This is a genomic window from Nocardia xishanensis NBRC 101358 (assembly GCF_001613365.1).
Taxonomy (GTDB): Bacteria; Actinomycetota; Actinomycetes; order Mycobacteriales; family Mycobacteriaceae; genus Nocardia; species Nocardia xishanensis.
This window is the reverse complement of the sequence record NZ_BDCF01000006.1, coordinates 16,556-40,183: the sequence shown is the minus strand read 5'-3', so window position 1 is coordinate 40,183 and position 23,628 is coordinate 16,556. Positions and strand designations below refer to the sequence as shown.

At 69.7% G+C, this 23,628-nt stretch carries 22 protein-coding genes and 1 riboswitch; of the genes, 10 read left to right on the top strand and 12 right to left on the bottom strand.

What is annotated here, in order from left to right:
• The first annotated feature begins 278 nt into the window (after nucleotides 1-278).
• Together NX1_RS06535 and NX1_RS06530 are read left to right on the top strand one after the other, a co-directional pair.
• On the top strand, nucleotides 279-1,448 hold the full coding sequence (locus NX1_RS06535; protein WP_068055380.1) for a serine hydrolase domain-containing protein: 1,170 nt from the start codon (nucleotides 279-281) through the stop codon (nucleotides 1,446-1,448).
• Nucleotides 1,449-1,516: 68 nt separating this feature from the next.
• A complete protein-coding gene (locus NX1_RS06530; RefSeq protein ID WP_068055911.1) occupies nucleotides 1,517-3,022 on the top strand; it encodes an alpha/beta hydrolase in 1,506 nt (501 codons plus the stop codon).
• Here the strand turns inward: NX1_RS06530 and NX1_RS06525 are convergent.
• The 5 genes from NX1_RS06525 to NX1_RS06505 form a co-directional block, all read right to left on the bottom strand.
• Nucleotides 2,992-3,651, bottom strand: coding sequence for a response regulator (locus NX1_RS06525; RefSeq protein ID WP_068055377.1), 660 nt, complete (start codon nucleotides 3,649-3,651; stop codon nucleotides 2,992-2,994). The two genes, NX1_RS06530 and NX1_RS06525, sit on opposite strands and share 31 nt — an antisense overlap.
• Nucleotides 3,639-4,889: a sensor histidine kinase gene (locus NX1_RS06520; protein ID WP_068055374.1), complete on the bottom strand. Its 1,251-nt coding sequence runs from the start codon at nucleotides 4,887-4,889 to the stop codon at nucleotides 3,639-3,641. The genes NX1_RS06525 and NX1_RS06520 overlap by 13 nt, the downstream gene beginning before the upstream one ends.
• Complete coding sequence (locus NX1_RS06515) at nucleotides 4,886-6,661, bottom strand: MDR family MFS transporter (protein ID WP_281216022.1); 1,776 nt, start codon at nucleotides 6,659-6,661, stop codon at nucleotides 4,886-4,888. Before NX1_RS06515 ends, NX1_RS06520 begins: the two co-directional genes overlap by 4 nt.
• Nucleotides 6,662-6,675: 14 nt before the next feature.
• Nucleotides 6,676-7,179 (bottom strand): MarR family winged helix-turn-helix transcriptional regulator, encoded by a 504-nt coding sequence (locus tag NX1_RS06510; protein ID WP_068055368.1) that lies wholly within the window; start codon nucleotides 7,177-7,179, stop codon nucleotides 6,676-6,678.
• Nucleotides 7,180-7,276: 97 nt separating this feature from the next.
• Nucleotides 7,277-8,098 (bottom strand): crotonase/enoyl-CoA hydratase family protein, encoded by an 822-nt coding sequence (locus NX1_RS06505; protein ID WP_068055365.1) that lies wholly within the window; start codon nucleotides 8,096-8,098, stop codon nucleotides 7,277-7,279.
• Nucleotides 8,099-8,299: 201 nt separating this feature from the next.
• On the opposite strand from NX1_RS06505, the gene NX1_RS06500 reads away from it, so the two are divergent.
• From NX1_RS06500 to NX1_RS06490, 3 genes are all read left to right on the top strand, one after another.
• Nucleotides 8,300-8,629 (top strand): 2-oxo-4-hydroxy-4-carboxy-5-ureidoimidazoline decarboxylase, encoded by a 330-nt coding sequence (locus tag NX1_RS06500; protein ID WP_068055362.1) that lies wholly within the window; start codon nucleotides 8,300-8,302, stop codon nucleotides 8,627-8,629.
• A 116-nt stretch (nucleotides 8,630-8,745) separates the two neighbouring features.
• Complete coding sequence (locus tag NX1_RS06495; RefSeq protein WP_068055359.1) at nucleotides 8,746-9,222, top strand: YbaK/EbsC family protein; 477 nt, start codon at nucleotides 8,746-8,748, stop codon at nucleotides 9,220-9,222.
• Nucleotides 9,223-9,321: 99 nt separating this feature from the next.
• Nucleotides 9,322-9,873 carry a flavin reductase family protein gene (locus NX1_RS06490; protein ID WP_068055355.1) on the top strand — a complete coding sequence of 184 codons (552 nt, stop codon included), beginning with the start codon at nucleotides 9,322-9,324 and terminating at the stop codon, nucleotides 9,871-9,873.
• Between the two features lie 5 nt (nucleotides 9,874-9,878).
• Here NX1_RS06490 and NX1_RS06485 read toward each other — a convergent pair whose 3' ends face one another.
• The 3 genes from NX1_RS06485 to NX1_RS06470 all read right to left on the bottom strand — a co-directional run bounded on the left by NX1_RS06485 (nucleotide 9,879) and on the right by NX1_RS06470 (nucleotide 12,593).
• Entirely contained in the window at nucleotides 9,879-10,478 is a 600-nt protein-coding gene (locus tag NX1_RS06485; RefSeq protein ID WP_068055351.1) for a Uma2 family endonuclease, read from the bottom strand.
• Nucleotides 10,479-10,566: 88 nt separating this feature from the next.
• A complete protein-coding gene (locus NX1_RS38850) occupies nucleotides 10,567-11,142 on the bottom strand; it encodes a helix-turn-helix domain-containing protein (protein ID WP_507762096.1) in 576 nt (191 codons plus the stop codon).
• Between the two features lie 131 nt (nucleotides 11,143-11,273).
• Complete coding sequence (locus NX1_RS06470) at nucleotides 11,274-12,593, bottom strand: aminotransferase class V-fold PLP-dependent enzyme (RefSeq protein ID WP_068055345.1); 1,320 nt, start codon at nucleotides 12,591-12,593, stop codon at nucleotides 11,274-11,276.
• 46 nt (nucleotides 12,594-12,639) lie between these two features.
• A riboswitch (SAM riboswitch) is annotated at nucleotides 12,640-12,753 on the bottom strand.
• A gap of 100 nt (nucleotides 12,754-12,853) precedes the next feature.
• Between NX1_RS06470 and NX1_RS06465 the strand changes: the two genes are divergently transcribed.
• From NX1_RS06465 to NX1_RS06455, 3 genes are all read left to right on the top strand, one after another.
• Complete coding sequence (locus tag NX1_RS06465) at nucleotides 12,854-13,501, top strand: LysE family translocator (protein WP_068055342.1); 648 nt, start codon at nucleotides 12,854-12,856, stop codon at nucleotides 13,499-13,501.
• A gap of 239 nt (nucleotides 13,502-13,740) precedes the next feature.
• Nucleotides 13,741-17,610, top strand: coding sequence for a Pls/PosA family non-ribosomal peptide synthetase (locus NX1_RS06460; protein ID WP_068055908.1), 3,870 nt, complete (start codon nucleotides 13,741-13,743; stop codon nucleotides 17,608-17,610).
• On the top strand, nucleotides 17,611-18,960 hold the full coding sequence (locus NX1_RS06455; RefSeq protein WP_068055339.1) for a M1 family metallopeptidase: 1,350 nt from the start codon (nucleotides 17,611-17,613) through the stop codon (nucleotides 18,958-18,960). It begins immediately after the preceding gene.
• A gap of 19 nt (nucleotides 18,961-18,979) precedes the next feature.
• On the opposite strand, the gene NX1_RS06450 is transcribed toward NX1_RS06455, so the two are convergent.
• Nucleotides 18,980-19,165 (bottom strand): hypothetical protein, encoded by a 186-nt coding sequence (locus tag NX1_RS06450; protein WP_068055336.1) that lies wholly within the window; start codon nucleotides 19,163-19,165, stop codon nucleotides 18,980-18,982.
• Nucleotides 19,166-19,267: 102 nt separating this feature from the next.
• The gene (locus NX1_RS37770; RefSeq protein WP_245668360.1) at nucleotides 19,268-19,729 is read right to left on the bottom strand and encodes a DUF2752 domain-containing protein; all 462 of its coding nucleotides are present in this window, start codon (nucleotides 19,727-19,729) and stop codon (nucleotides 19,268-19,270) included.
• A 544-nt stretch (nucleotides 19,730-20,273) separates the two neighbouring features.
• Here NX1_RS37770 and NX1_RS06440 point away from each other — a divergent pair.
• A complete protein-coding gene (locus tag NX1_RS06440) occupies nucleotides 20,274-21,329 on the top strand; it encodes an alpha/beta fold hydrolase (RefSeq protein WP_068055334.1) in 1,056 nt (351 codons plus the stop codon).
• 56 nt (nucleotides 21,330-21,385) lie between these two features.
• Here the strand turns inward: NX1_RS06440 and NX1_RS06435 are convergent, their stop codons facing one another.
• Nucleotides 21,386-22,279 (bottom strand): LysR family transcriptional regulator, encoded by an 894-nt coding sequence (locus tag NX1_RS06435; RefSeq protein ID WP_068055331.1) that lies wholly within the window; start codon nucleotides 22,277-22,279, stop codon nucleotides 21,386-21,388.
• Nucleotides 22,280-22,371: 92 nt separating this feature from the next.
• Between NX1_RS06435 and NX1_RS06430 the strand changes: the two genes are divergently transcribed.
• On the top strand, nucleotides 22,372-22,725 hold the full coding sequence (locus NX1_RS06430) for a DoxX family protein (protein ID WP_068055328.1): 354 nt from the start codon (nucleotides 22,372-22,374) through the stop codon (nucleotides 22,723-22,725).
• A gap of 99 nt (nucleotides 22,726-22,824) precedes the next feature.
• On the opposite strand, the gene NX1_RS06425 is transcribed toward NX1_RS06430, so the two are convergent.
• Complete coding sequence (locus tag NX1_RS06425) at nucleotides 22,825-23,589, bottom strand: glucose 1-dehydrogenase (protein ID WP_068055326.1); 765 nt, start codon at nucleotides 23,587-23,589, stop codon at nucleotides 22,825-22,827.
• Between the last annotated feature and the right edge of the window lie 39 nt (nucleotides 23,590-23,628).

The window sequence follows — 23,628 nt, the reverse complement described above, 5'->3', positions numbered from 1 at the left end:
CAAAAGGTAGGGGTGAAAACGACCGGGAACAGCCACCCCTAGGGTTCGATCACCCCAGCCCTCGGGCGATTCCACCTTCTCCACCCTTTTCCCGCTTCGCCGGAGACGCACGCGTCCGGAAGCCGCGAGGTAGTGCTGGCACTACCTCGAGTATCCGGTACGCACCACCGCGAATACGGGTGCGCGCGTCATGGGCGCGGCGAACTCGCGTTCATAGGCTCGAAAAGGCAAGGCGCACAACCGTCGCGCCGCGCCCGTGAGAGAGGAACGCACAGCACATGACCGTTTTTCGACGCGACGGCCTGCGCGCGGCCGCGGCCGGGATCTGTCTCGTCGCGCTGTTCGGCGCCGTCGGGTGCGGCGCCGACACCGCGCCCGCCGACCGCAGTGGTGCGATCCAGCGGGCGCTGGACGATGCGGTGCGCGGCGGATTTCCCGGCGCGCAGGCGGTGCTCACCACCGACGCGGGCGACCGTACGGTTAACGCGGGCGTCGGCGACATCGCTACGGGCGCGCCGTTTCCCGTCGACGCTCGCGTGCGAATCGGCAGCAACACGAAGACATTCGTCGCGACGGTAGTGCTGCAACTGGTCGCCGAGGGCAAGATCGAGCTCGACGCTCCCATCGAGCGCTACTTGCCAGGGGTGGTGCACGGCAACGGCAACGACGGAAATCGGATCACGGTGCGCCATCTGCTTCAGCACACAAGTGGCCTGCCCGAGTACCTCGCGGGAGGCGATCCCGAGCTGCGGGCCGAGCGCGGCACTGCGCAGTTGGAGGTGAATACCGAAGCGGTGCGCTGGCGCCGATACGATCCGGCCGAACTGGTGCGCCTGGCGATGACCATGCCTCCGCAGTTCGAGCCCGGCGCTCGCTCGCTGTACACCAATACCAACTACGTCCTGCTCGGCATGCTGATCCAGCAAACGACCGGACGCACCGCGTCCGCCGAGATCACCGCGCGCATCATCGAACCGCTCGGCCTGCGCGACACCGGGTTGCCCTTGGCCGGCGAGACCGGCATCAGCGGACCGCATCCCGTCGGCTACCAGGAAATCGACGGCGTCCGCGTCGATTTCACCGACCTCGACCCCTCGTGGGCCGACACCGCGGGCGCGATGATCGCCACCGGCCGCGATCTGAACCGCTTCTTCCGCGCGCTGCTGGACGGTAGGTTGCTGCCCGCCGCGCAACTAAACGAGATGCGGCGCACCGTGCCCTTCGACCGGATGCCGGACGCGGGCTACGGATTGGGACTCATCCACCTGCCGACCTCCTGTGGAAAAGAGGTGTGGGGACACGGCGGCAGCATCCCGGGATTCGAGACCCGCAACGGCGTCACCGCCGACGGACTCGCGGTGACCATCACCGTGAATCAGCTGCCGACCAGCGAGGAGAGCGCCGAGTTGGTGCAGCGGGCGTTCGACGCCGCCGTGTGCTCGGTGTGATCCGCGCCCGACGCCTTGTCCACACCGCGCCGTTGACGGCGCGGTCGAACGAAACCGGAGATCTCACAGTGCATCCCACGAAGGCGATCACGGCCGCTGTGGCCGTCCTCGCCGGATTCCTCGTCGCCGCACCGGCATCGGCCGACGCGGGACTCGACCGCTTCTACGACCAGCGATTGTCCTGGACGTCCTGCGATCACCCGCGCTTGGACCCGCTGGGCGCCGAATGCGCCGACGTCACCGTCCCATTGGATTACGCCGCGCCCCAAGGGAAAACCCTCACCGTTGTCATCTCGCGCATACCCGCCTCCGACCCGGCGCAACGGCGCGGAGTCATGCTGTCGAACCCTGGCGGTCCCGGCGGCGCAGGCCTCGACGCCATGGTCGACGTCCGCGAGGCGATGACCGAGGACGTGCGCGCCCGCTATGACCTCATCGGCATGGATCCGCGCGGCGTCGGCCGCTCCTCCCCCGTGAATTGCGGCTGGCCGCGCGGGTTCGGTCTGCAATCGGCGGGCGTCGACGCCGCGAGCTACGCGGAATCCGTCGCGCAGCAAGCCGAACTCGCGGCGCGGTGCGTGGCGACCGAGAGCGAGCGGCTGCGCCACATCACCACCCGCAACACCGCACGGGACATGGAGGTCGTCCGCGCCGCCCTCGGCGAGGACCGGATCAGCTACTTCGGCACCTCTTACGGAACCTATCTCGGCGCGGTCTACACCCAGCTGTTCCCCGAACGCGCCGACCGCATCGTGCTGGACAGCACGGTGGACCCGGAGCGCTACGGCCCGGTCGGGATGGTCCAGGACATGGGCCCGGCCAACGAGGCGGCCTTCCATCTGTGGGCCGACTGGGCCGCGGGCCACGACGGCGAATTCCGCTTCGGCGCCGACCGCGCCGCCGTCCGCGCCACCGTGCTCGACCTGGTCCACCGCGCGAGCGAGCGGCCCGTCCGGCTCGGCGAGTTCGAGCTGGACGATCACATCGTTCCGATGGTGCTGTTCATCGGCCTGGACGATCCGCGCCAGTACCAGCAGTTGGCGAACCAGGTGCGCCTCCTGCTCGATGCGGCCGAGGGGGCGCCAGTGCAGCCGACTCCCGAACTCGCCGCCGTGCTCGACTTCATGCTCGCCGCGCGGCCGAGCGACAACTCGGCGCAGATGGCGATCATGTGCGGTGACGTGGACGCCCCGCGCGACCCGAGCTGGTATTGGCGCAATATCGAGGCGAGCAGGGCGAATCAGCCGCTGTTCGGCGCGTTCGCCGGCAACATCACGCCATGCGCGTTCTGGCCGTCGCCGATCGAAAGTGCCACCGTCATCGGCAATTCCGTGCCGAGCCTGATCGTGCAGTCCACCGGCGACACCCGCACCACCTACGGCGGGGCGCTCGCCATGCACCGCGCGCTCACCGGCTCCCGCATGGTCACCCTGCGGGACGTACCGATCCACTCGATCTACGGGCGGTATCCGAACGACTGCGCCTACGCCGCGGTCAACGCCTACTTCCGCGACGGCACGCTGCCCGCGAGCGATCTCACCTGTCAGGACGATCCGGGGCGGGCGTCGAGGTAGGCGAGCACGGCGAGCACCCTGCGGTGCCCGGCCTCGTCGGCGGACAGTCCGAGCTTGGCGAAGATGTTCCTGATGTGTTTGTGCACAGCGCCTTCGGTGACGACGAGCCGTTCGGCGATGGCCGGGTTGGCGTGGCCCTCGGCCATCAGCGCGAGCACCTCCCGCTCCCGCGCGGTGAGCGCGGAGAGCGGGTCGTCGGCCCGGCGCCGCACCAGCAGCTGCGAGATCACCTCGGGATCCATCGCGGTGCCGCCCTCGGCGACCCGGCGCAGCGATTCCAGGAAACGGTCCACCTTGCCGACCCGCTCCTTGAGCAGATATCCGATGCCGCCAGCGCCGTCGCCGAGCAGTTCGGAGGCGTAGCTGTCCTCCACGTAGGCCGAGAGCACCAGTACCGGCAGCCCTGGATGGATCGCACGGGCGCGCACCGCGGCGCGCAAACCATCGTCGGTGAAGGTGGGCGGGAGCCGGACGTCGACCACCACCGCGTCGGGCCGGTCGGCGGCGACGGCGGCAAGGAAGTCGTCGGCGTTGTCGACAGCCGCGGCCACCTCGATGCCCGCGGTCTTCAGCAGCAGCGACAAGCCCTCGCGAAGGAGGGCGTCGTCCTCGGCGATCACGACCCGCACGGCAACTCCACGCGCACCACAGTAGGCCCACCGGACGGACTGTCCAGCGTCATCGTGCCGTCGAGCGCCTCGGTCCTGCGCCGGATGCCGGCGAGTCCGCCGCCCTCGACGGGTTCGGCTCCGCCGATCCCGTCGTCGCGGATCTCGACCACCAGCAGCGCGGCCGTGCCGCCCATGGTGACCGAAAGATGTTCGGCCCTGGAGTGTTTGGTGGCGTTGGTGATGGCCTCGGCGATCACGAAGTAGGCCGCCGCCTCCACCGCCATCGGGCGGCGGCCGCTGGGTTCCACCTCGACGACGCACGGGATCGGGCTGCGCGCGGCCAGCGCCGAGACCGCGCTGGCCAGGCCGCGGTCGGAGAGCACCGGCGGGTAGACGCTGCGCACCACGTCGCGCAGTTCGGCCAGCGCCGCCGCGGCGGTGTCCTGCGCGGTGCGCACCATGCCCGCGGCGGCCTCGGGGTCTCGTTCGCGCAGCTGCTCGGCGAGACCGAGCTGCATGATGACCGCCGCGATCCTGGCCTGCGCGCCGTCGTGCAGGTCCCGTTCGATGCGGCGCAGCTCGGCCCCGTGCGCGTCCAGCGCGGCGGCCCTCGTCGCGGTCAGCTCGGCGACCCGATGGGCGAGCAACGCGCCCTCGTCGGGCGCGAGCAAAGCCCTGGCCGCACGCGCTTGCGCCTCGGCGACCACCGGAATACGCAGTGCCAAGGCGCCGACTGGAATCGCGATCAGCAGGCTCAGCACCGCCTTCGGCCACGAATCGACCGTAAGGCCGTAATTGGTGATCTCACCTTCGGGAAGCAGCCGCCAATACGCCGGGATCAGCGCCTGATTCACCACGCTGAGCGGCAGCGCGACCGCCACTGCGGCCAGCGGGAATCCGGTCAGCGCGTGCAGCGCCAGCCAGCCGAGGTCGCGCCGGTTGGCCGGATCGGCGACGAGCGTGGCGAGCCGTTCCCTCAGGTCACCGGTGATCGGGCGGTAGACCTGCTCGATCGGCGTACCGAGCCGGGCCGCCGCCCTTCGCCTTTCGAAAGCCGCCAGCGGCCGCAGCACCCGCGCCGCCTCGGGCAGCGCGGGTATCCCCACTCCGATCAGGCTCAGCACCGCCACGACGAACAGCCCGGCCGCTCCGAACAGCGCGAACAGGCCGGTGACGCCGCCGACCACCAGGTAGCCGACGGCCGCGGGCAGTCGCCGCAGCCGTTCCTGGAACCGGCGCCACCAGCCGTCGTTCACGAATCGGGACCGTCGACGCCGCGCCGCGCGCCCTCGGGCCGCGCGCTCTGATCGAGCGGCGGCTCCACGACCGCGCCGCCCGGCAGCGGCAGTCCGGTCTGCTCCACCACACGCGCCTCGACCTCGACCGCCGATTCGGCCTTGGCGTTCGCCGCCTGGATGCCGCCGACCGAGCGCAGCGGCACCTCCTTCCAGAACAGCACAAGCACCAGCGCGACCAGCGCGAGGCCGGTGACCGCTAGGAACACCGCCGACATGGAGTCGGCGAAGCCCACCTGGAAGGGCCTGGCCAACTCCGGGCTCAGCTGCTGGACGATCGAGCTGTCCCGCAGCACCTCGCCTGCCGCCGAAGTGTCCTGGGCGAGCAGGCCTTTCGCCAGCGCCGCGTCGGCCGGGTTGGTGCTCTGCGCACCGGCGAGCACCGCCTGCCCGAACTTCGGGTCGCTAGCCGCGGTGTGCAGTTCGTCGCTGATATTCGGCGTCAGCTGCGCGAACAGGATGGAGAGGAACACCGCGACGCCCAGCGTGCCGCCGATCTGCCGGAAGAAGGTGGCCGACGCCGTCGAGACGCCCATGTCCTTGGGCGGCAGCGCGTTCTGCAATGCCAGGGTGAGCGGCTGCATGAGGTTGCCGAGGCCGAAGCCGGCGCAGGCCATGAAGAGCATGGCCAGCACCAGCGGGGTGTCCGCGTCGAGGAAGTGCAGCAGGAACAGGCCCAGGGTGAGGGTGCTCGCCCCGATGATCGGGAAGATCCGGTAGCGCCCGGTCCGCGAGATCAACTGACCCGAGACGATCGACCCGGTCATCATTCCCAGCACCATCGGCAGCATCTGAAGACCGGCCAGCGTCGGGCTCGCCCCGCGCACCACCTGGAGGTACTGCGGCAAGAGCGAGATACCGCCGAACATGGCCGCGCCGACCACGAACGAGATGACGACCCCGAGCGCGAAGGTCCGGTTGGCGAAGATGCGCAGCGGAATCAGCGCCGCGTCCTTCAGTCCCTTCTCGACCACGACGAACCCGGCGATGCCGAGCGCCCCGATCACGTAGCAGGCGAGCGAACGACCGCTGCCCCAACCCCATTCGCGCCCCTGTTCAGCGACGATGAGCAGCGGCACCAGGCCGACGGCCAGGACGAGCACACCCAGCCAGTCGACCCGGTCGGTCGAGTGCGGCCGCTTCGGCAGACGCAGCACCCGCGACACCACCGCCAGCGCGAAGACGCCCAACGGCACGTTGACCAGGAACACCCAGCGCCAGCCGCTGATGCCGAGGATCGTGTCCTCGCCCGCGAGTACACCGCCGAGCACCGGGCCGATCACGCTGGAGGTGCCGAACACCGCGAGGAAGTAGCCCTGGTAGCGAGCGCGCTCGCGCGGGCTGACGATATCGCCGAGGATGGCCAAGGCCAGCGACATCAGTCCGCCCGCGCCGGCGCCCTGCACGGCGCGGAACGCGGCCAGCTGGTACATCGACTGCGCGAGCGTGCACAGCAGCGAGCCGACCACGAAGATGCTGATGGCCGCCATGAAGAAGGGCTTGCGGCCGAACATGTCGGACAACTTGCCGTACAGCGGCGTGGCGAGGGTGGCGGTGATCAGGTAGGCGGTGGTGGCCCACGCCTGAAGCGCATAGCCGTCGAGGTCGTCGGCGATGGTGCGGATCGCCGTCGAGACGATGGTCTGGTCGAGCGAGGCGAGCAGCATGCCGAGCATGAGCCCGCTCAGAATGGTGAGGATCTGCCGATGGCTGAAACCAACTGGTGAAGCCACGGCGGCCGGCGCACTCACGAATCGTTCTCCGTTCCACTGGCCTTCACACCCGCGTGCGGGAGGCTCGCGACCATCGCGGGCCTGGCGCGTTCGAAATCGTCGACGAACTGGCACAGCAGGTTCGCGAACAGCGTCCGGTTCTCCGGCGTCCATTCGGCCATCACGCGGGTGAGGTTGTCGTGGCGGCGCCTGCGGATCTGCTCGGCGACCTCGCGGCCGCGCTCGGTCACCTCGAGCACCGTGGCGCGTCCGTCGGCCGGGTCGGCCGTCCTGCGGACCAGCTCCCGCTCGACCAGCTGGGCGACCTGACGACTGACCGTCGACGCGTCCGAGTACACCGCCTCGGCCAGCGCGCCCGAGCGCATCGGGCCGTCGCAGAGCAGCCGGAACAGCACCGCGAAGACGGCCGGGTCCACGCCGTCCTTGGTATGGATCTGCAGGGCGGTCCGATCCCGGATGCGTTGCAGCCGGGTGAGTTGCACCGCGATGGTGTCGATCGACAGGTCGTCCGCGTCCACGCACCGCCACCTTTACTTGCGTCAATCAATTAGTTGTTCATCGCAAGTATGTCGGTGCGTGGACGGCCGGGGCAAACGAAATTCTCTGCCGAACCGCTCAGCGACCCTTGAACTGCGGAGCGCGCTTCTCGAAGACGGCCTGAATGGCCTCGGTCAGGTCCTCCGAAGGCAGGAAGGCCGCGTTCCACGCCGACACGTAGCGCAGACCCTCGGCCACCTCTGTGGCGCGCTTCTGATCCAGCACGTCCTTCACGCCCTGCACCACCAGCGGCGGGTTGGCGGCGATCTCGCGCGCCATGGCGTGCGCCGCGTCCAGCACCGCGTCCTGGTCCGGGAACACGTCGTTGATCAGGCCGATCTTCTCGGCGCGCGCGGCGTCGATGTCCTTGCCGGTGTAGGCAAGCTCACGCAGGTGCCCCTCGCCGATGATGCCGGGCAGCCGGTGCAGCGAACCGATGTCGGCGACGATCGCGACCTTGGCCTCGCGCAGGCTGAACTTGGCGTCCGCGCTGGCCAGGCGGATGTCGACGGCCGCGACCAGGTCGAGGCCGCCGCCGATGCACCAGCCGGAGATCGCCGCGATGACCGGCTTGGTGCACTCGGCCACCGCGGTGACCGAAGCCTGCATCCGCCGGATCTCCTTGAGGAAGTCGGTGCGCGGGGCGGCCAGCGCCTTGTCGGCGAGCAGCGGACCGAAGGTGCCCGCCATGGCGGGGAGGTCGAGCCCGTAGGAGAAGTGCTCGCCCGAGCCGGTGAGCACGATGGCGCGCACCTCCGGGTCCGCGTCGAGCCCGCGGAAGATCTCGGGAAGTTCGCGCCAGAAGTCAGGGCCCATCGCATTGCCCTTGCCGGGACCGGTCAGCGTCACCTGCGCGACGTGGTCCTTGGTCTCGACGGTGAAAGCCTGCCAATCAGTCATTTGTACAGCGTATACGCTTCCTGTCCGGCCGGCCCGGCGGATCCAAGGCGGCAGCGGAACGGGGCCGGCGGGCGGTCCGTCGGCGGCTCGGCGTGGTCTGTTAATCCTGTGCAAAACATCTGCATCGCAGTGGTTCCCACCTCCGCGTGAGGCGGATCATTGTCCCGTCAGCAAACCAACGCACCGGGCTGGGAGGCAATCATGCTGATGCATCACGGAATCGGCCTCGACCGCTTCAACACCCTGCCGCACGGTCGCGCCGTACACGCCATGTTCGAATGCTGCGGCAACGTCACCTGGGCGGTCACGCTCGCGGACGCGCGGCCCTATCCCGACCGCGACGCGCTGCTGGCCAAGGCCGACGCCGAGCTGCTCGCGCTCTCCCCCGACGATCTGGATCGCGCGCTGGAATGCGTTGTCCACGAAACAATTTCGTGCCGTGATCCGCAGTGCGCCGCTGAGCTGTCGCGGATAACGAAGGAGCGGATCAGCACGATGCTCGGACCGGCCGAGGGCTATCCGGAGTACTGAGCGACGCACCCGTCCCGCGTACCGCCCGCAATCGTTCGCCGGGCGGAACCCGACGAAGTCCGCCGAGAAATCGCGCATGGCCCGAACGGACGCGCCGGGCCGCTTACTCTGGTTTCATGAGCAGGGCCCAGCTACCTCCGGTCGCCTGCCGAGTCGCGGACACACTGATCGCGCGCGGCCATCACGGCGTCATCCTCAATCAGCCGACACCCACCCGCACCGCCGCCGACGCGGCGCGCGCCCTCGGCGTCGAGGTGGGCGCGATCATCAAATCGCTGGTGTTCCTGCTCGACGACGACCCGGTGCTGCTGCTGGTCTCCGGCGCGCACCAGGTGGATCTGAAGCAGACCGGCGCGCGCCTGGAAGGCACGCTCACCCGCGCGCCCGCCGAGCTGGTGCGCCAGGTGACCGGTCAGCCGCTCGGCGGTGTCGCGCCGGTCGGACATCCCACCAACCTGCCGACCTGGGTCGACAACGCGCTGGCCAGGCACCCGGAGGTGTGGGCGGCGGGCGGGCATCCGAACACGCTGTTCCGCACGTCGTTCCGCGAGTTGGTGCGGATCACCGCCGGGCTGCCCATCGATGTGGACTGAGTCTCACACCCGTTCGCGACCTGCGGGCTTCCCGGGCGAACGGCAATCGAACATCAAATGGCCGGTCCGGCGAAGGGGAATCGGGCGTAGCTTCGTCATGTGACCGAAGCACCGCACCCGCGCACCGGCGTCCGGATTCCCGACGATCTGAGCGGAATCACCGCCGAGCAGTACCGCGCGTCCATGCGCCACTATCCGGCGGGTGTCACCGTGGTCACGCTCTCCTGCCCGAAGGGGCCGGTCGGCTTCACCGCCACCTCGTTCGCCTCGCTCTCGCTGGAACCGCCGTTGGTGTCGTTCAACATCGCGCACACCTCGTCCAGCATGGCCGCGATGCTCGACGCCGACTCCGTGGTCATCCACTTCCTCGGCGAACATCAGCAGCACATCGCCAAGCGCTTCGCGCGTACGGCCGAGGAACGCTTCACCGACCGCTCCCTGTGGACCACTCTGGACACCGGCGAACCCGTCCTGCACGGCACCCCGATCTGGATCCGCGCCGTCGTCCAGCAACTCATTCCCATCGGCGACCACACCTTCGTCGTCGGCCTGGCCACCCGTGTCCACGACAGCACAGACGAAAAGCCCGCCGCCGCACCCCTGCTCTACTACAACGGCCGCTACCACCGCCCGTCCTCCCTGGAGGACTGAGCGACTCAGGCGCCGTCCAGCTCCTTGAACGCGACCTCCACCGGGAACGGGCCGGTCAGTCGCAAGGCGTCCTGGTGCGTTTCAGCCAGCCGATAGGAGCGACTGGCCCAATCCAGCCGGTACTCCTGAACGATCTTCACCCGGCGCTCGGCATCGAGGTGCACCACCAGATAGAGCGGAATCCCCTCGTGCGCGTACTCGGCCCGCTTGTCGACGGTGTCGGTGTACTCCGAGCCCGGTGACACGACCTCGACGACCAGCAGCGCGTCGGCGGTGGTGAGCTTGCGATCCTCCTCGACGCACCGGTGCAACACCACATCAGGCCTGCGGAAGGAGAACCCGGGACTACCCGGCCTGCCGTTGACGTAGTGCATCTCGAAGTCGATGACCACACCGGTGCACGGTTCGGCCGGACGCGCCTGCTCTAGAGCATTGGCCAGCCGCCGGGCCACATTGTTGTGCTGAAAACTGCCACTGCGGCAGAAGATGACGTGACCATCGATGACTTCGATCTGCCGCTGCACATCCTCCGGCAGCGCGTCGTAGCCCGCCTCCGTGATGAGCAACGCACCCGGATCGGTCGCCCACGCAGGCAGAATGCTCATCGGTCCACCTCAGGTCGGGAAACGGTCTCGCCGATAGTATCCCGCCGAGACCACGCCGAACCGGCCGTGAAGCGGTAACCCCGGCGGCCTACGCGACCCGGGGTTTCACCTCGACGACGAGGTCCGCGTCCAGAGCGCCTGCCAGCCGCTCGAGCACGGGCAGGCTCGGAATGGTCCCGCCCGCTTCGAACCGCGCTACGGCCGACTGAGTCATGCCCGCGGCCTGAGCGAGCGTCGTCTGACTCCATCCGCGGTCCTCACGCATCTGGCGGATGGCGCGACCGAGCTGATAGGCCAATCGCGCGGCGGCATAAGCCTCTTCCGCACCGGGCTCTTGCATCCTCCGGTCCCGGATCTCCGACCAGTCCGATCGCTCACCCATGGTTACCAACCTCCTCGGCCGTATGCCGCTCGGCGACACAGCGCTCCATAGCGCGCCGCGCTCGCTCGATCTCAGCCCGCTCCCGCATCCGCGTCTTGGCGAACACAGTAAGCAACACGATCCGGCACCCGAGGCTATCCAGTAGGTCACCCGGAAAGCGTTGCTATCGAGGTAGAACCGCAGCTCCCGCAGCTTTCCGTCCAGCTGGCGAGTGTGCGGTTCGCCGAGCAGTGATCCCACGTCGGCCAATAGGTCGATATGGAACGCCGCCCTGGCGAACATCGTGGACGGAAGAGCTTCCAGCCACGCGCGTACCTCCGGCTCCAACTCGACTGTACCCCATCCCATAGCGCAGATGCTATATAGCATCTGCGCTATTTTCGGGGTTTCGGCGGATCCTGTCGCCCGGCGCGCTAGGCGATGAGGCAGGGGGCGGCGCCGGTGGCGGGGTCGGCGGTGAAGGGGCGGGTTTCGGGGGTGGGGTTCCAGAGGCCGTCGGTCTGGGCGTAGTTCCAGGAGGGGCCGTGCTCGACGAGGGTGGCGACGGCGGCGACGAGGCGGTCGATGTCGGCGGCGGTGGTGCCGAGGCCGATGCTGGCACGCAGTGCGCCGTCGAGGCCCAGGCGGGCGAGCAGCGGGTGCGCGCAGAAGCGGCCGTCGCGGACGCCGATGGCGTGTTCGGCCGAGAGGTAGGCGGCGACATGACCGGGGGCGAAGCCGGCGACGGTGAAGGCCACGATGCCGACCGTGTCGGGGCTGTCGCAGAAGATGCGCAGCGTCTCGACGCCGGGGATGGCACACAGTCCGTCGCGCAGGCGCTCGGCGAGCAGGCGCTCGTGGGCGATCAACCCATCGGGATCGATCGCGGCGAGCGCGTCGCATGCGGCGGCGAGCGCGGCAACGCCGAGCACGTTCGGCGATCCGGCCTCGTGGCGTTGCGGAGCGGGCGCCCATTCGGTGCGCTCGGCGCTCACCGAGCGGACCGCGCCGCCGCCCGCGAGATAGGGCTCGGCTTGGTCGAGCCAGTCGCGGCGGCCGACGAGCACACCGGCGCCGAAGGGTGCGTACAGCTTGTGACCGGAAAAGGCGAGGTAGTCGATCCCCTTCTCGCGCAGGCTGATTCGACGATGCGGCGCGAGCTGTGCCGCGTCGACCAGAATGCGCGCGCCGCACTGGTGCGCGATTTCGGCGAGCCGCTCCAGCGGCAGCACCTCGCCGGTGACGTTCGAAGCCCCGGTGACCGCGAGCAGCGCGGCGGGCTTGCTGCACAGCTCGGCCACCAGCAAGCGGACGGTCTCGGCGATGGTGTCGGCGGCGCGCACCACGCGACGGCCGTTGCGCGTCCAGGGCAGGAAATTGGCGTGATGCTCGATGTCGAGCACTACCGTCTCGCCGGGGACGCACGCGGCGAGCAGGTTCAGCGAGTCGGTGGTGTTGCGGGTGAACACCACCACCTGATCGTCGGCGGCGTCGAGAAAACGGGCGACCGAACCGCGCGCGGCCTCGTAGCACTCGGTGGAGATGCGCGAGGCGTAGCCCGCACCGCGGTGCACGCTGGCGTAGTACGGCAGCAGGCGCTGAATCCGGTCGGTGACCTGGGCCAGCGCGGGCGCGCTCGCGGCGTGGTCGAAGTTGGCGTAGGTGCTGGTTCCGCCCTGGACGAGCGGCACAGGCAGGTCGTCACCCGATACCCGGGCGAGGGCGGCACAGCTCTGGTCCACAACAGCAGTCATCACGTAATCCCGTCGGCTCAGGGACCCGCAATCGGGAGATTCGTCGAGTCCGCGCTTGCCGCGTCCGGATGGACGGCGGCCAGGTCGTCACCCGGAGCACCCCACCGCGGAGGAGGGTTGCCGACCAGCTAGCCGGGGCTCGATGCTGGCACTCATGACCTGTCCCGAGACTGACAGACCGCCCGCCGCTCTGTCAACCGCCGGATTCCGCGGCCCGAAAGTCGGTTGCGCCACGGGGTGAACTGCGTTGCACTCGACGGGTGACGCCATCCCTGCTGCTCGGCTTCGTCGGCCTGTGCGTCCTGCTTTCGCTCACGCCGGGGCCGGATTCATTTCTGGTGCTGCGCTTTTCGATCGTCGACGCGCGCCCTGGCATCGCCGCGGCGGTGGGTTCGGCGCTGGGCGGCCTGGTGTGGGCGGTGCTGGTGGCCGCGGGTGTCGCCGCGCTGTTGGAGCAGTCGGCGACGGCGTATCGCGCGCTGAAGGTCGTCGGCGGAATCTATCTGGTTTACCTGGGAATTCGCTCGCTGGTGGAGTTGCGCAAGCGACGGTCGCGGGCAGATGCCGAGCTCGATCCCGGTGTGCAGGAAGGCGACGCGAAAGCCGGTGCGCCCGCGGTTCGCTCGGCGTTCACGGCCGGGGTCGTCTCGTGTCTGTTCAATCCCAAGGTCGGCCTGTTCTACCTGGCCGTGCTGCCCCAGTTCATGACCGAAGTCACGTTCCTGAACACCCTCGCGCTCGGCGCGGTCGAATGCACCGTCGCCGCCGTCGAAATGATCCTGCTCGCCCTGCTCGCCTCCCGTGCGGTGGCGTTCTTGCGCAGCCCGAAGGTCCGCGATCGGCTCGAGCAGGCCAGCGCCGGGATCCTCACCGCGCTCGGTCTCGGAACCGCGGCGTCGGCCGCCTAGCGACACGCCGATCGAAGTCACACCGCACGCCGCTGCCGCGCCCGGCGATTCACCGATACCGCGGGTACCGTGGTCAGTTGGTCACCGTGGCGTTTGCCAATCGGTAACCCTTCTGTGAAACAACGGTCGGGGAAACGCAAGGCAGGTCTATGAGAGGTGGGCCGGACGTGATGCTCCAGCCGCAGGTAGAAACCGCGGTGGGCGAGAGCCCGACGACCGGGCAGGCGCTGTCCGACCCCATGCTGCGCGGCACGGCCGCACCCCCGCCGCGGACTCTCGTAGACATCCTGACGGCCACCGCGCGGGCCCATCCCGACGCGCACGCCCTCGACGACGGCGAGATCCTCATCACGTATCGGGAACTGCTCGCCGCGATCGAGACCCGCGCCGCCGAGCTGGCCGCGGCGGGCGTACGCGCGGGCGACCGGGTCGGCGTCCGAATGCCCTCGGGCAGTAGCGATCTGTACATCACGATCCTGGCCGTGCTGTGGGCGGGCGCGGCGTACGTCCCCGTCGACGCCGACGATCCCGACGAGCGGGCCCGGCTCGTCTTCGGCGAGGCGAAAGTCAGCGCCGTCGCCAGCGCGGACGGAATTCGACCCGGCACCGAAAAAGCCGACACCGCAACGCGAATCGCGCCGCCGAGCCCCGAAGACGACGCCTGGATCATCTTCACCTCCGGCTCGACCGGCACACCGAAGGGCGTCGCGATCACCCACCGCAGCGCCGCCGCCTTCGTCGACGCCGAAGCGCGACTCTTCCTGCGAGACGCGCCGATCGGGCCCGGCGACCGGGTGCTCGCCGGTCTCTCGGTCGCGTTCGACGCCTCCTGCGAGGAGATGTGGCTGGCCTGGCGGCACGGCGCCTGCCTGGTGCCCGCGCCGCGCGCGCTGGTGCGCACCGGCGCCGATCTCGGACCCTGGCTGGTCCGCCGCGAGATCAGCATCGTCTCGACGGTGCCGACGCTGGCCGCCACCTGGCCCGCCGAGGCGCTGGAACCGGTCCGGCTGCTGATCTTCGGGGGCGAGGCGGTGCCGCCGGAACTCGCCGAACGCCTTGCCGGCAGCGAGGATTCGACGCGCGAGGTGTGGAACACCTACGGCCCCACCGAGGCGACCGTCGTGGCGTGTGCGGCACTGCTCACCGGCGAGCCGCCGATTCGCATCGGCCTGCCACTGGACGGCTGGGATCTGGCCGTGGTCGACGCCGACGGCAATCCCGTCGGCGAGGGCCGATCCGGCGAACTCGTCATCGGCGGCGTCGGTCTCGGCCGCTATCTCGATCCGGCCAAGGACGCCGAGAAATACGCTCCGCTCGCCACGCTCGGCTGGGAACGCGCCTATCGCAGCGGCGATCTGGTCCGCAACGAGCGCGCGGGACTCGTCTTCCTCGGCCGCGCCGACGACCAGATCAAACTCGGCGGCCGCCGCATCGAACTCGGCGAGATCGACAACGCGCTCCAGCACCTTCCCGGCGTCACCGGCGCGGCCGCCGCGATCCGAACCACCAAGGCGGGCAACAAGATCCTGGTCGGCTATCTCACCGGGCCGGACGGCGATTTCGACGTGCACGCCGCCCGCGAGCTGCTCGCCGACCGGCTGCCCGCGCCACTGGTGCCACGCCTCGCGGTGGTCGGCGAACTGCCGACCCGAACGTCGGGCAAGGTCGATCGCGACGCGCTGCCGTGGCCGCTGCCCAAAGCCGAGGCCGCCGACTCCGACGGCGACGGCCTCTCCCCCACCGCGCGCTGGGTCGCCGGGCTGTGGGACGCCATCCTCGGCGCCGAGGCGACCGGCCCCGACACCGATTTCTTCGACCTGGGCGGCGGCTCCCTCGCCGCCGCCCAGTTGGTCACCGCGCTGCGCGAGCGGTATCCGCGCATCGCCGTCGCCGATCTCTACGATCACCCGCGCCTCGGCGCGCTCGCCGATCTGCTCGACGCCAGCGCCCCCGCCGCCGCGGTCGAGGAACGCACGGTGCGTCCGACCCCGCGCACCGCGCAGTGGGTGCAGGTGCTCGCCACGGTGCCGCTGACCACCCTGACCGGATTGCAGTGGCTGACCTGGCTGGCGATCGTCGGCAATATCGCCGCATGGTCGGGATCGCTGCCCTGGCTGCCCCGGCTGTCCTGGTGGTGGGCGCTGATCGCGTTCCTGCTGTTCATCACACCGCCCGGCCGGATGGCGCTGTGCGTGGCGGGATCGCGCGCCCTACTGCGCGGCATCACGCCCGGCAGCTATCCGCGCGGCGGCTCGGTGCACCTGCGGCTGTGGGCGGCGGTGCGGCTGTCCGAGGCCAGCGGCGCCGAGAACCTCTCCGGCGCACCCTGGATGGTGCCCTTCGCGCGGGCGCTCGGCGCGCGCATCGGCAAGGGCGTCGACCTGCACACGCTGCCGCCGGCGACCGGGATGCTCGAACTGGGCGACGGATGCAGCGTGGAACCGGAGGTCGACCTCTCCGGCTACTGGATCGACGGCGATCTCGTGCACATCGGTCCGATCGTCATCGGGCCCGGCGCGGTGATCGGCGCGCGCTCGATCCTCTTGCCCGGCACGAAGATCGGCAAGAACGCCGAGGTCGCCCCTGGCTCCGCGGTATCGGGCAAGGTCAAGGCCGAACAGGAATGGGCGGGCTCCCCCGCGGTGAAGGTCGGCCGCGCGCGGCATCGCTGGCCCGCGCACACGCCGCCGCGCGCACCGCACTGGGTCGTCGTCTTCGGCATCACCTCGATGGCGCTCGCATCTCTCCCGATCCTTGGAATCGGCGCGGGCGGCGCGTTCTTGGCCTGGTGGGTGCGGGACACCACCACGCTCACCGACGGTTTGGTCCGCGCATTCCCGATGCTGCCGGTGGCCACGCTGGTCACGCTCGGCGTGTACGCCGCGGCGACCATCGTCCTGGTTCGCCTGTTCTCCATCGGGTTGACCGAGGGCTACCACCCGGTGCGCAGCCGCGTCGGCTGGCAGGCGTGGGCCACCGAACGGCTGCTCGATTCGGCACGCGACTTCCTGTTCCCGCTCTACGCCAGCCTGCTGACGCCGCTGTGGCTGCGCCTGCTCGGCGCGAAGGTCGGCAAGCACGTCGAGGCGTCGACCGTGCTGCTGCTGCCGAAGTTCACCACGGTGGCCGACGGCGCCTTCCTCGCCGACGACACCATGATCGCGAGCTACGAACTCGGCGGCGGCTGGCTGCGCATCGGCGAGGCCAAAGTCGGCAAGCGCGCCTTCCTCGGCAACTCGGGCATGACCGCGCCGGGCCGAAGGGTGCCGAAGAACGGACTGGTCGCCGTGCTCTCGGCCGCGCCGTCCAAGGCCAAGGCAGGCTCCTCGTGGCTCGGCAGTCCGCCGGTGCGGCTGCGCCGCGCCTCCGAATCCGCCGATACCCGCCGGACCTTCGATCCGTCGCCGCGGCTGCGCGTGGCGCGGGCCGTCGTGGAGACATGCAGGCTGATCCCGGTGCTGGTCACCTTCGCCATCGGCCTCGGCGTGCTCTTCACGCTGGCCTGGCTGGCGCAGCGGATCGGACATCTGCCCACCGCGCTGCTCAGCGGCGTCGTCTTGCTGGGCGCGGGCGCGATGGCGTGCGGTAGCGCGGTGGCCGCCAAGTGGTTGCTGGTCGGGCGGATTCGGGCCGAGGAGCATCCGCTGTGGAGCTCGTTCGTGTGGCGCAACGAGGTGTCGGACACGTTCGTGGAGACCGTCGCCGCGCCCTGGTTCGCCCGCGCCGCGACCGGGACGCCCGTGCTCAATCTGTGGCTTCGCGCGCTCGGCGCGCGCATCGGCCGCGGGGTATGGTGCGAGTCCTACTGGCTACCGGAGGCGGACCTGGTGACACTCGGCGACGGCGCGACGGTGGAGCGAGGCTGCGTGGTGCAGACCCATCTGTTCCACGACCGGATCATGGCCATGGACACCGTCACCCTCGGGCCAGGAGCCACCCTCGGCCCGCACTGCGTCGCCCTGCCCGCCGCCGGTCTCGGCGCGGGCGCGACCGTCGGCCCCGCCTCGCTCGTCATGCGCGGCGACACGGTGCCGCCGTCGACCAGGTGGTGGGGCAACCCGATCGCGCCGTGGACCCAGCGCACCGACGACCCCGGCGAGGAGGGCTGAATGGGGGACAAGTTCTACACGGACCCCATCGACGATTACCTGCCGCAGAACGGGAACCGGGGCTATCGCGTCTCGCGGTACGAGCTGGACCTCGCCTACAAAGTGGCCAGCAACCGGCTGACCGGGCGCGCGGAGATCACCGCGGTCACCACCGCCGTGCAGCCACGCTTCGGTCTCGATCTCTCGCAGGCGCTGACAGTCTCGAAGGTGTTCGTGAACGGCGCCAAGGCCGCGAAATACACCCACCAGCACGGCAAGCTCGTGGTCACGCCGCAGCAGCGGATTCCGGCGGGCGGGGTGCTCTCGGTGGTCGTCCAATACGCGGGCGTACCGAAGCCGGTGCGCGGGCCGTGGGGCGAGGTCGGCTGGGAAGAACTGTCCGAGGGAGCGCTCGTGGCCAGCCAGCCCAACGGCGCCGCGTCCTGGTTTCCCTGCGACGACCACCCGAGTTCCAAAGCCAGCTACCGCATTTCGCTCACCACCGACAGCCCGTACTACGCGCTCGCCAACGGCACCCTGGTGCGCAGGCAGACCAAGGCCAGCCAGACCACCTGGGTGTACGAACAGCCGGAGCCGATGTCGAGCTACCTGGCCACCATCCAGATCGGGCCGTACCGCAAGCACCGCGTCGGCGGGGCGCAGGGATCGGTGCCGATGCACGCGCTGGTGCCGCCCCGGCTGCGCGCCGAGTTCGACCACGACTTCGCGCGGCAAGCGCGGATGATGGAAGTCTTCACCGAACGGTTCGGCCCCTACCCGTTCGGCGAGTACACGGTGGTGATCACCGACGACGACCTGGAGATCCCGATCGAAGCCCAGGGCATCTCGGTGTTCGGCGCCAACCACTGCGACGGCCGTCGCGGCTCCGAACGGCTGGTCGCGCACGAACTGGCGCACCAATGGTTCGGCAACAGCCTGACGTTGCGGAAATGGCGCGACATCTGGCTGCACGAAGGCTTCGCCTGTTACGCGGAATGGATCTGGTCGGAGGCCTCTGGCGGGCCGAGCGCCGATCAACTAGCCCGCGCCGCCCGGCACAACCTGGCCAGGCAGCCGCAGGACATCGTCATCGGAGACCCCGGTCCCAAGCGCATGTTCGACGACCGGGTGTACAAGCGCGGCGCGCTCACCCTGCACGCGCTGCGCCTCGAACTCGGCGAGGCGGGCTTCGCCGACCTGCTGCACGAATGGGTGCGGCGCTACCGGCATTCCTCGGTCACCACCGAGGAGTTCACCGATCTGGCCGGGCACTACAGCCTGGTGCCGCTGCGCCCGCTGTGGGACAACTGGCTGCGCGAGGAACCGCTACCCCAGTTACCGCCCATCGGCGGGCAGGCGGGCGCGCGCTGAGTTCGAAAACAGCAGCAGCTCAGAACACGAGGTAGCGGGCGGCGAGCTCCTCGACGAGCGGGTCGTCCTCGGCCACGCTGTCCAGGGCGTCCAGATCGCCCGCAACCGAGATCTGCCTCGGGTCGTCGTGTTCGTCGTCGGGAGCGTCCTCGGCCAGCTGGCGCAGCAGCTTCTCACGCACCCGCGTCTTGAGTGAATCGGTCATATCGAGAGCTTGCCCGCTCAGCGGCGAGAGAATCGTGCGCGCTCGGACAGGGGCGGCCAGCGTCGGTCCGTCGTCACGCCACGGCCATAGCGACGGCTCCGCTCAGACCGGAGCCAGCCAGCTGCCCCACGGCGTGTTGCGCAGCACCGAGTAGACGAGGAACAGCGCCAGCACCGTCCACATGAGCGGGCGCGGCAGGTCGGGGACGCGCGGACCTTCGCCGCGCCACGCGCGCACCGCCCAGTCCCCGACGAACACCGCGAAGGCGATCAGCAGCGGAATGGCGAGCAGATTGCTGTGCAGCGAGTCCATGATCCGGCCGTCGGTGAGGTTGTGCACGGCGCGCATGCCGCCGCACCCCGGGCAGTACAACCCGGTCAGGCCGTAGACCGGGCAGATGCCGTACGAACCCTCGACGTGCGGGTCGCGGAAGTGCAGCAGGACCACCGCACCGATACCCGCTCCCGCGGCGAGCGCGGGGAGGCCGAGCGCCCGCCACCCCGTGCGCCGCACCCGCTGCTGCGGCGGGAACGGTGGCTGGGCGGCGAGGTGCGTGGTCTCCACGAGAAACCACGGTAGCCGGGGTGCGCGGCTTCCCGCTACCGCATCGAATTCGGCTATCGCCGCGCGGTTTCCATCGGCGCTTCCCGGGTCGACGAGGACGGGCCGCGCGGCGCGGCTGTGCGGTAAAGCCGATTTCGCACACCCATTCGGAGTCGGCTTGGCGGCCGTCCCAGAACCACCCGTCGAACATCGCTTCCGGATTGGCGATGGCGTCTCGCCCCGGTGCCGGGGCGGTGGCCAACTGCTCCTCGAGCCCTTGCGCGCCAGCGAGATCCGGGCGGCCGGCAGAAAGCGATTCATAACAATCGGATACCTCCGATAGCAGCGCGCGTCCGGGCGGCGATGTAACGGATGTGACCGTTCGGGCCGTATGCACTCAGAAGAGACTTCGCTCGCGCGCGATGTTTCTCCTCTCGAGCAGAGTTCAACGGACCGAATATTGGGTATCCACCGATATGCGCCAGGATTTCCGTCACGGAGCGCTTGCACTTGCAAGCACCTTTGCTTGCGCCGTAATGTGGCGGATGACACAAAGGAGTGCACAATGCTGGTGACGTCGATGAAGACACTGGCGGGGATACGCGGCGCCGAACCGCTCACCGCGGCCTACCGAGCCGGACTTCGATCCCGGAAGTTCGCGACCGCTTCGCTGAACAAGCCGACCGTGCCCTCCGAAACGATACCGGTCACCACAGTCGACGGCGCCAAGCTTCGCGTGCACGCGTACGGGCCCGCCGACGGCGATGTCATCGTGCTCATCCATGGGTGGAGCTGCTGCATCGAGTACTGGAACCCGCAGATCAACGCGCTTGCCGAGCGCTATCGCGTGATCGCCTACGATCAGCGCGGCCACGGCGAGAGCACGCTCGGACGGATCGCGCCGAGCGGCGAAACCCTCGCCGACGACCTGGCCGCCGTCCTCGACGTCACCTTGCCCCGCGGCAAGCGCGCCACCCTCGTCGGCCACAGCATGGGCGGCATCACCTTGCAGGCTTGGGCGGCCCGCTACCCGGAGCAGGTACCCGCGCGCGCCAATGCCGTGGTGCTGGCGAACACCGCCGCCCGCGAGATTCGGCACGAGACCGATCTCCTCCCGCTGTTGAACAAGCCGCTGATGATGGCCCGCCGTCCGGTCACGGTGTTCGGCGCGGACGTGCGCGTGCCGCCGATGTTCGCGGAGACCCTGCTGAGCGCGCCGGTGCCGCTGCCGGGCGGCCCGCTGGTGACCTCCGTCATCAAAGCCAGGTTGATGACGAAGAACGCGACCGCCGACGAGGTCGCCTTCTCGCTCGGCATCGTCCGCTCCTGCCGACCGCTGACCCGCGGCCTGCACGCCGCCGCCCTCGCCGCCCTGGACTTGGGCGACTCGGCGAAGCACCTGACGGTCCCCACCACTGTCATCGCGGGCAAGCACGATCGTCTGCTGCCCGCCCGCATGAACGGACCCATCGTCGACGCGCTCACGGCGGCGGGCTCGCTGGCCGATTACCAGATCTGGCCCACCGGTCACCTGGGCAACGTCGAGGCCGCCGACCGATTCAACGCCGAAATCGACAGAATCGCTCAGGGCGCGGGCAACCACCGCGCCACGGCGGTCTGACCCGAAGGGTTCTCCCGGGCCGGTCCAACGGCGCCCAGCCCGGGAGCAACACTCGATCAGGCCTGCTTGTAGCGCAGGCAACTTCGGACGAAGTCCTGGACGGGCGCGTTGTCGTCGTCGTTCGGACTCCACGCGACACCGACCTGGCTGTCGGCGATGCCGACCACCGGCCGGTAGACCACGCCGGGCCGCTGGTAGAAGCGGGCGGTGGAAGCCGGAGCCAGTGCCACGCCGTATCCGTTCGCGATCGCCTCGAGCCAGTCGTCCGGATGCTGGGTGACCGCACCGATGCGCGGCGGAACGCCATCCCGCTCGTCGACGGCCAGCCAGTAGTCGCGCCACCGGCCGGTCGCCTGCGGTGCGGCGACGAAGGGCTCGTCGAGCAGCTCGCGGAAGGGGATCTCGTCCCGATCGGAGAGCCGGTGCGTAGTCGGCAGCACGACGCAGCGAGGCTCGGTGAGCAGCACCTCGACCCGCCACGATTCCTGACCGGGAATCGGCAGCCGCAGCAGTGCCACGTTCACGCCGCCCTCGGCCAATCCCGCGGTGGGGTCGGACCATGGGCTCTGGCGCATGTCGACCCGCCAGCCCGGCCTGCGTTCACCGAACGCGGCGATGATCTTCCGAGTCGCCTCGTTGGCCGCGCTGGCGAGGAAGCCGACACGCAGGACGCGGGTCTCCAGCGCGGCCGCGGCATTGGTCTCCGCCAGCGCGCGATTCCAGTCGCCGAGCAAGCCGGGCACCCGCAGCGCCAGGGCGCGCCCGGCCTCGGTCAGCGCCATCCCCGCGCGCGAACGAGTGAAAAGACTTGCACCCAATAGGGTTTCGAGCTGCTTGATCTGCTTCGTGAGCGCCGGTTGGGACACGTACAGCCGTTCGGCCGCGCGGGTGAGGTTTCCCTCCTCGGCGACGGCGGCGAAGTAGCGCAGCAGCCGAGTATCGACATCCATGCCGCCAGGTTATGGATACAGGTATTGGTGCGACAACGGCCGTCGATTCGAGACTGGGTGAACAAGGTCGTCTCCGCCAGGAAGGTCCCGCCGTGTTCGCCGTCTATGTCACCCTGACCTGTCTCACCGCCTTCGCCGCGGCGACCGCGGCTTGGATGGATTTCGTGCGCCACCCCATTCCGGTCGCGGCGTCGAAACAGGTGCAGGCGCCCGAGTCGTGGATGCTACCGCTGGGCATATTGCTCGGCGCGGGAGCGCTCGGACTGGTCGGCGGATTCGTCGTTCCGCCGGTCGGCATCGCTGCGGCGACGGGTCTGGTCCTCTACTTCGTCGGCGCGATCATCGCGCACCTGCGGGTCCGCGACTACCAGCTCGGCATGGCCGCGACCGCTTTCGCGCTGACCGCGGCCACGCTCACCGCTACCCTGGCGTACCGCTTCGGATGACCAACGGCCTAGTTCGACCTCGACCCGCCGGACGGGCTGCCCACGCGCCAACGCCCGGCGTTGGCCCTCAGTCGCCGAGCGGGCAAGACCGCGCCGTCGCTACAGCATCGCCGCCGGGACGGCCGCGGTGAGCCCACCGTCGACCACCAGGTCCTGCCCGTTGATGTAGGACGCCTCACCGGAGGCGAGGAACGCCACCGCGGCCGCCACCTCCGCGGCGGTACCGATGCGGCCCGCGGCGACGTTGGTGACGATGGCGCGCTGCGCGGCATCGGTCGTCTCGGCGCGGAAGGCGGGGGTGTCGGTGTAGCCGGGGCTCACCGAATTGACCCGGATGCGCCGGGGCGCCAGTTCGGCGGCGAGGGTGCGGGTCAGGTTGTGCACGGCGGCCTTGGTGGCCGAGTAGAGTGCGGCCGCCGGGACGCCGCGGTGGAGGGCGAACGAAGCGTTGATGACAATCGACGCGCCCTCGGGCAGCAGCGGGAGCGTCTTCTGGACGGCGAAGAACGCCGCCTTGAAATTGCCGCCGACCACGCGATCGAATTCGGCCTCGGTGACGGCATCGATAGTCTGGAAGGCGCCGATGCCCGCGTTGGCGAACACCACGTCGAGGCGGCCGTACCGGTCGCGGATGGCGGTAGTCAGCGCATCGATATCGGCGAGATCCGCTGCGTCGCCGGGCATTCCGAACGCGCGGTCGCCGAGTTCGGCGACGGCGGCGTCGAGCCTGACCTTGTCGCGCCCGGTGACGACGACCCGGGCGCCCTCCGCGATCAAGCGGTGTGCGGTGGCCAGCCCCATACCGCTGGAACCACCGGTGATGAGCGCGATCTTGCCGTCGAATCGGGGGTTTTCGTATGTCATGCGTTCAGCGTGCCGACCGGCGCGCGGGACGAACAGAGC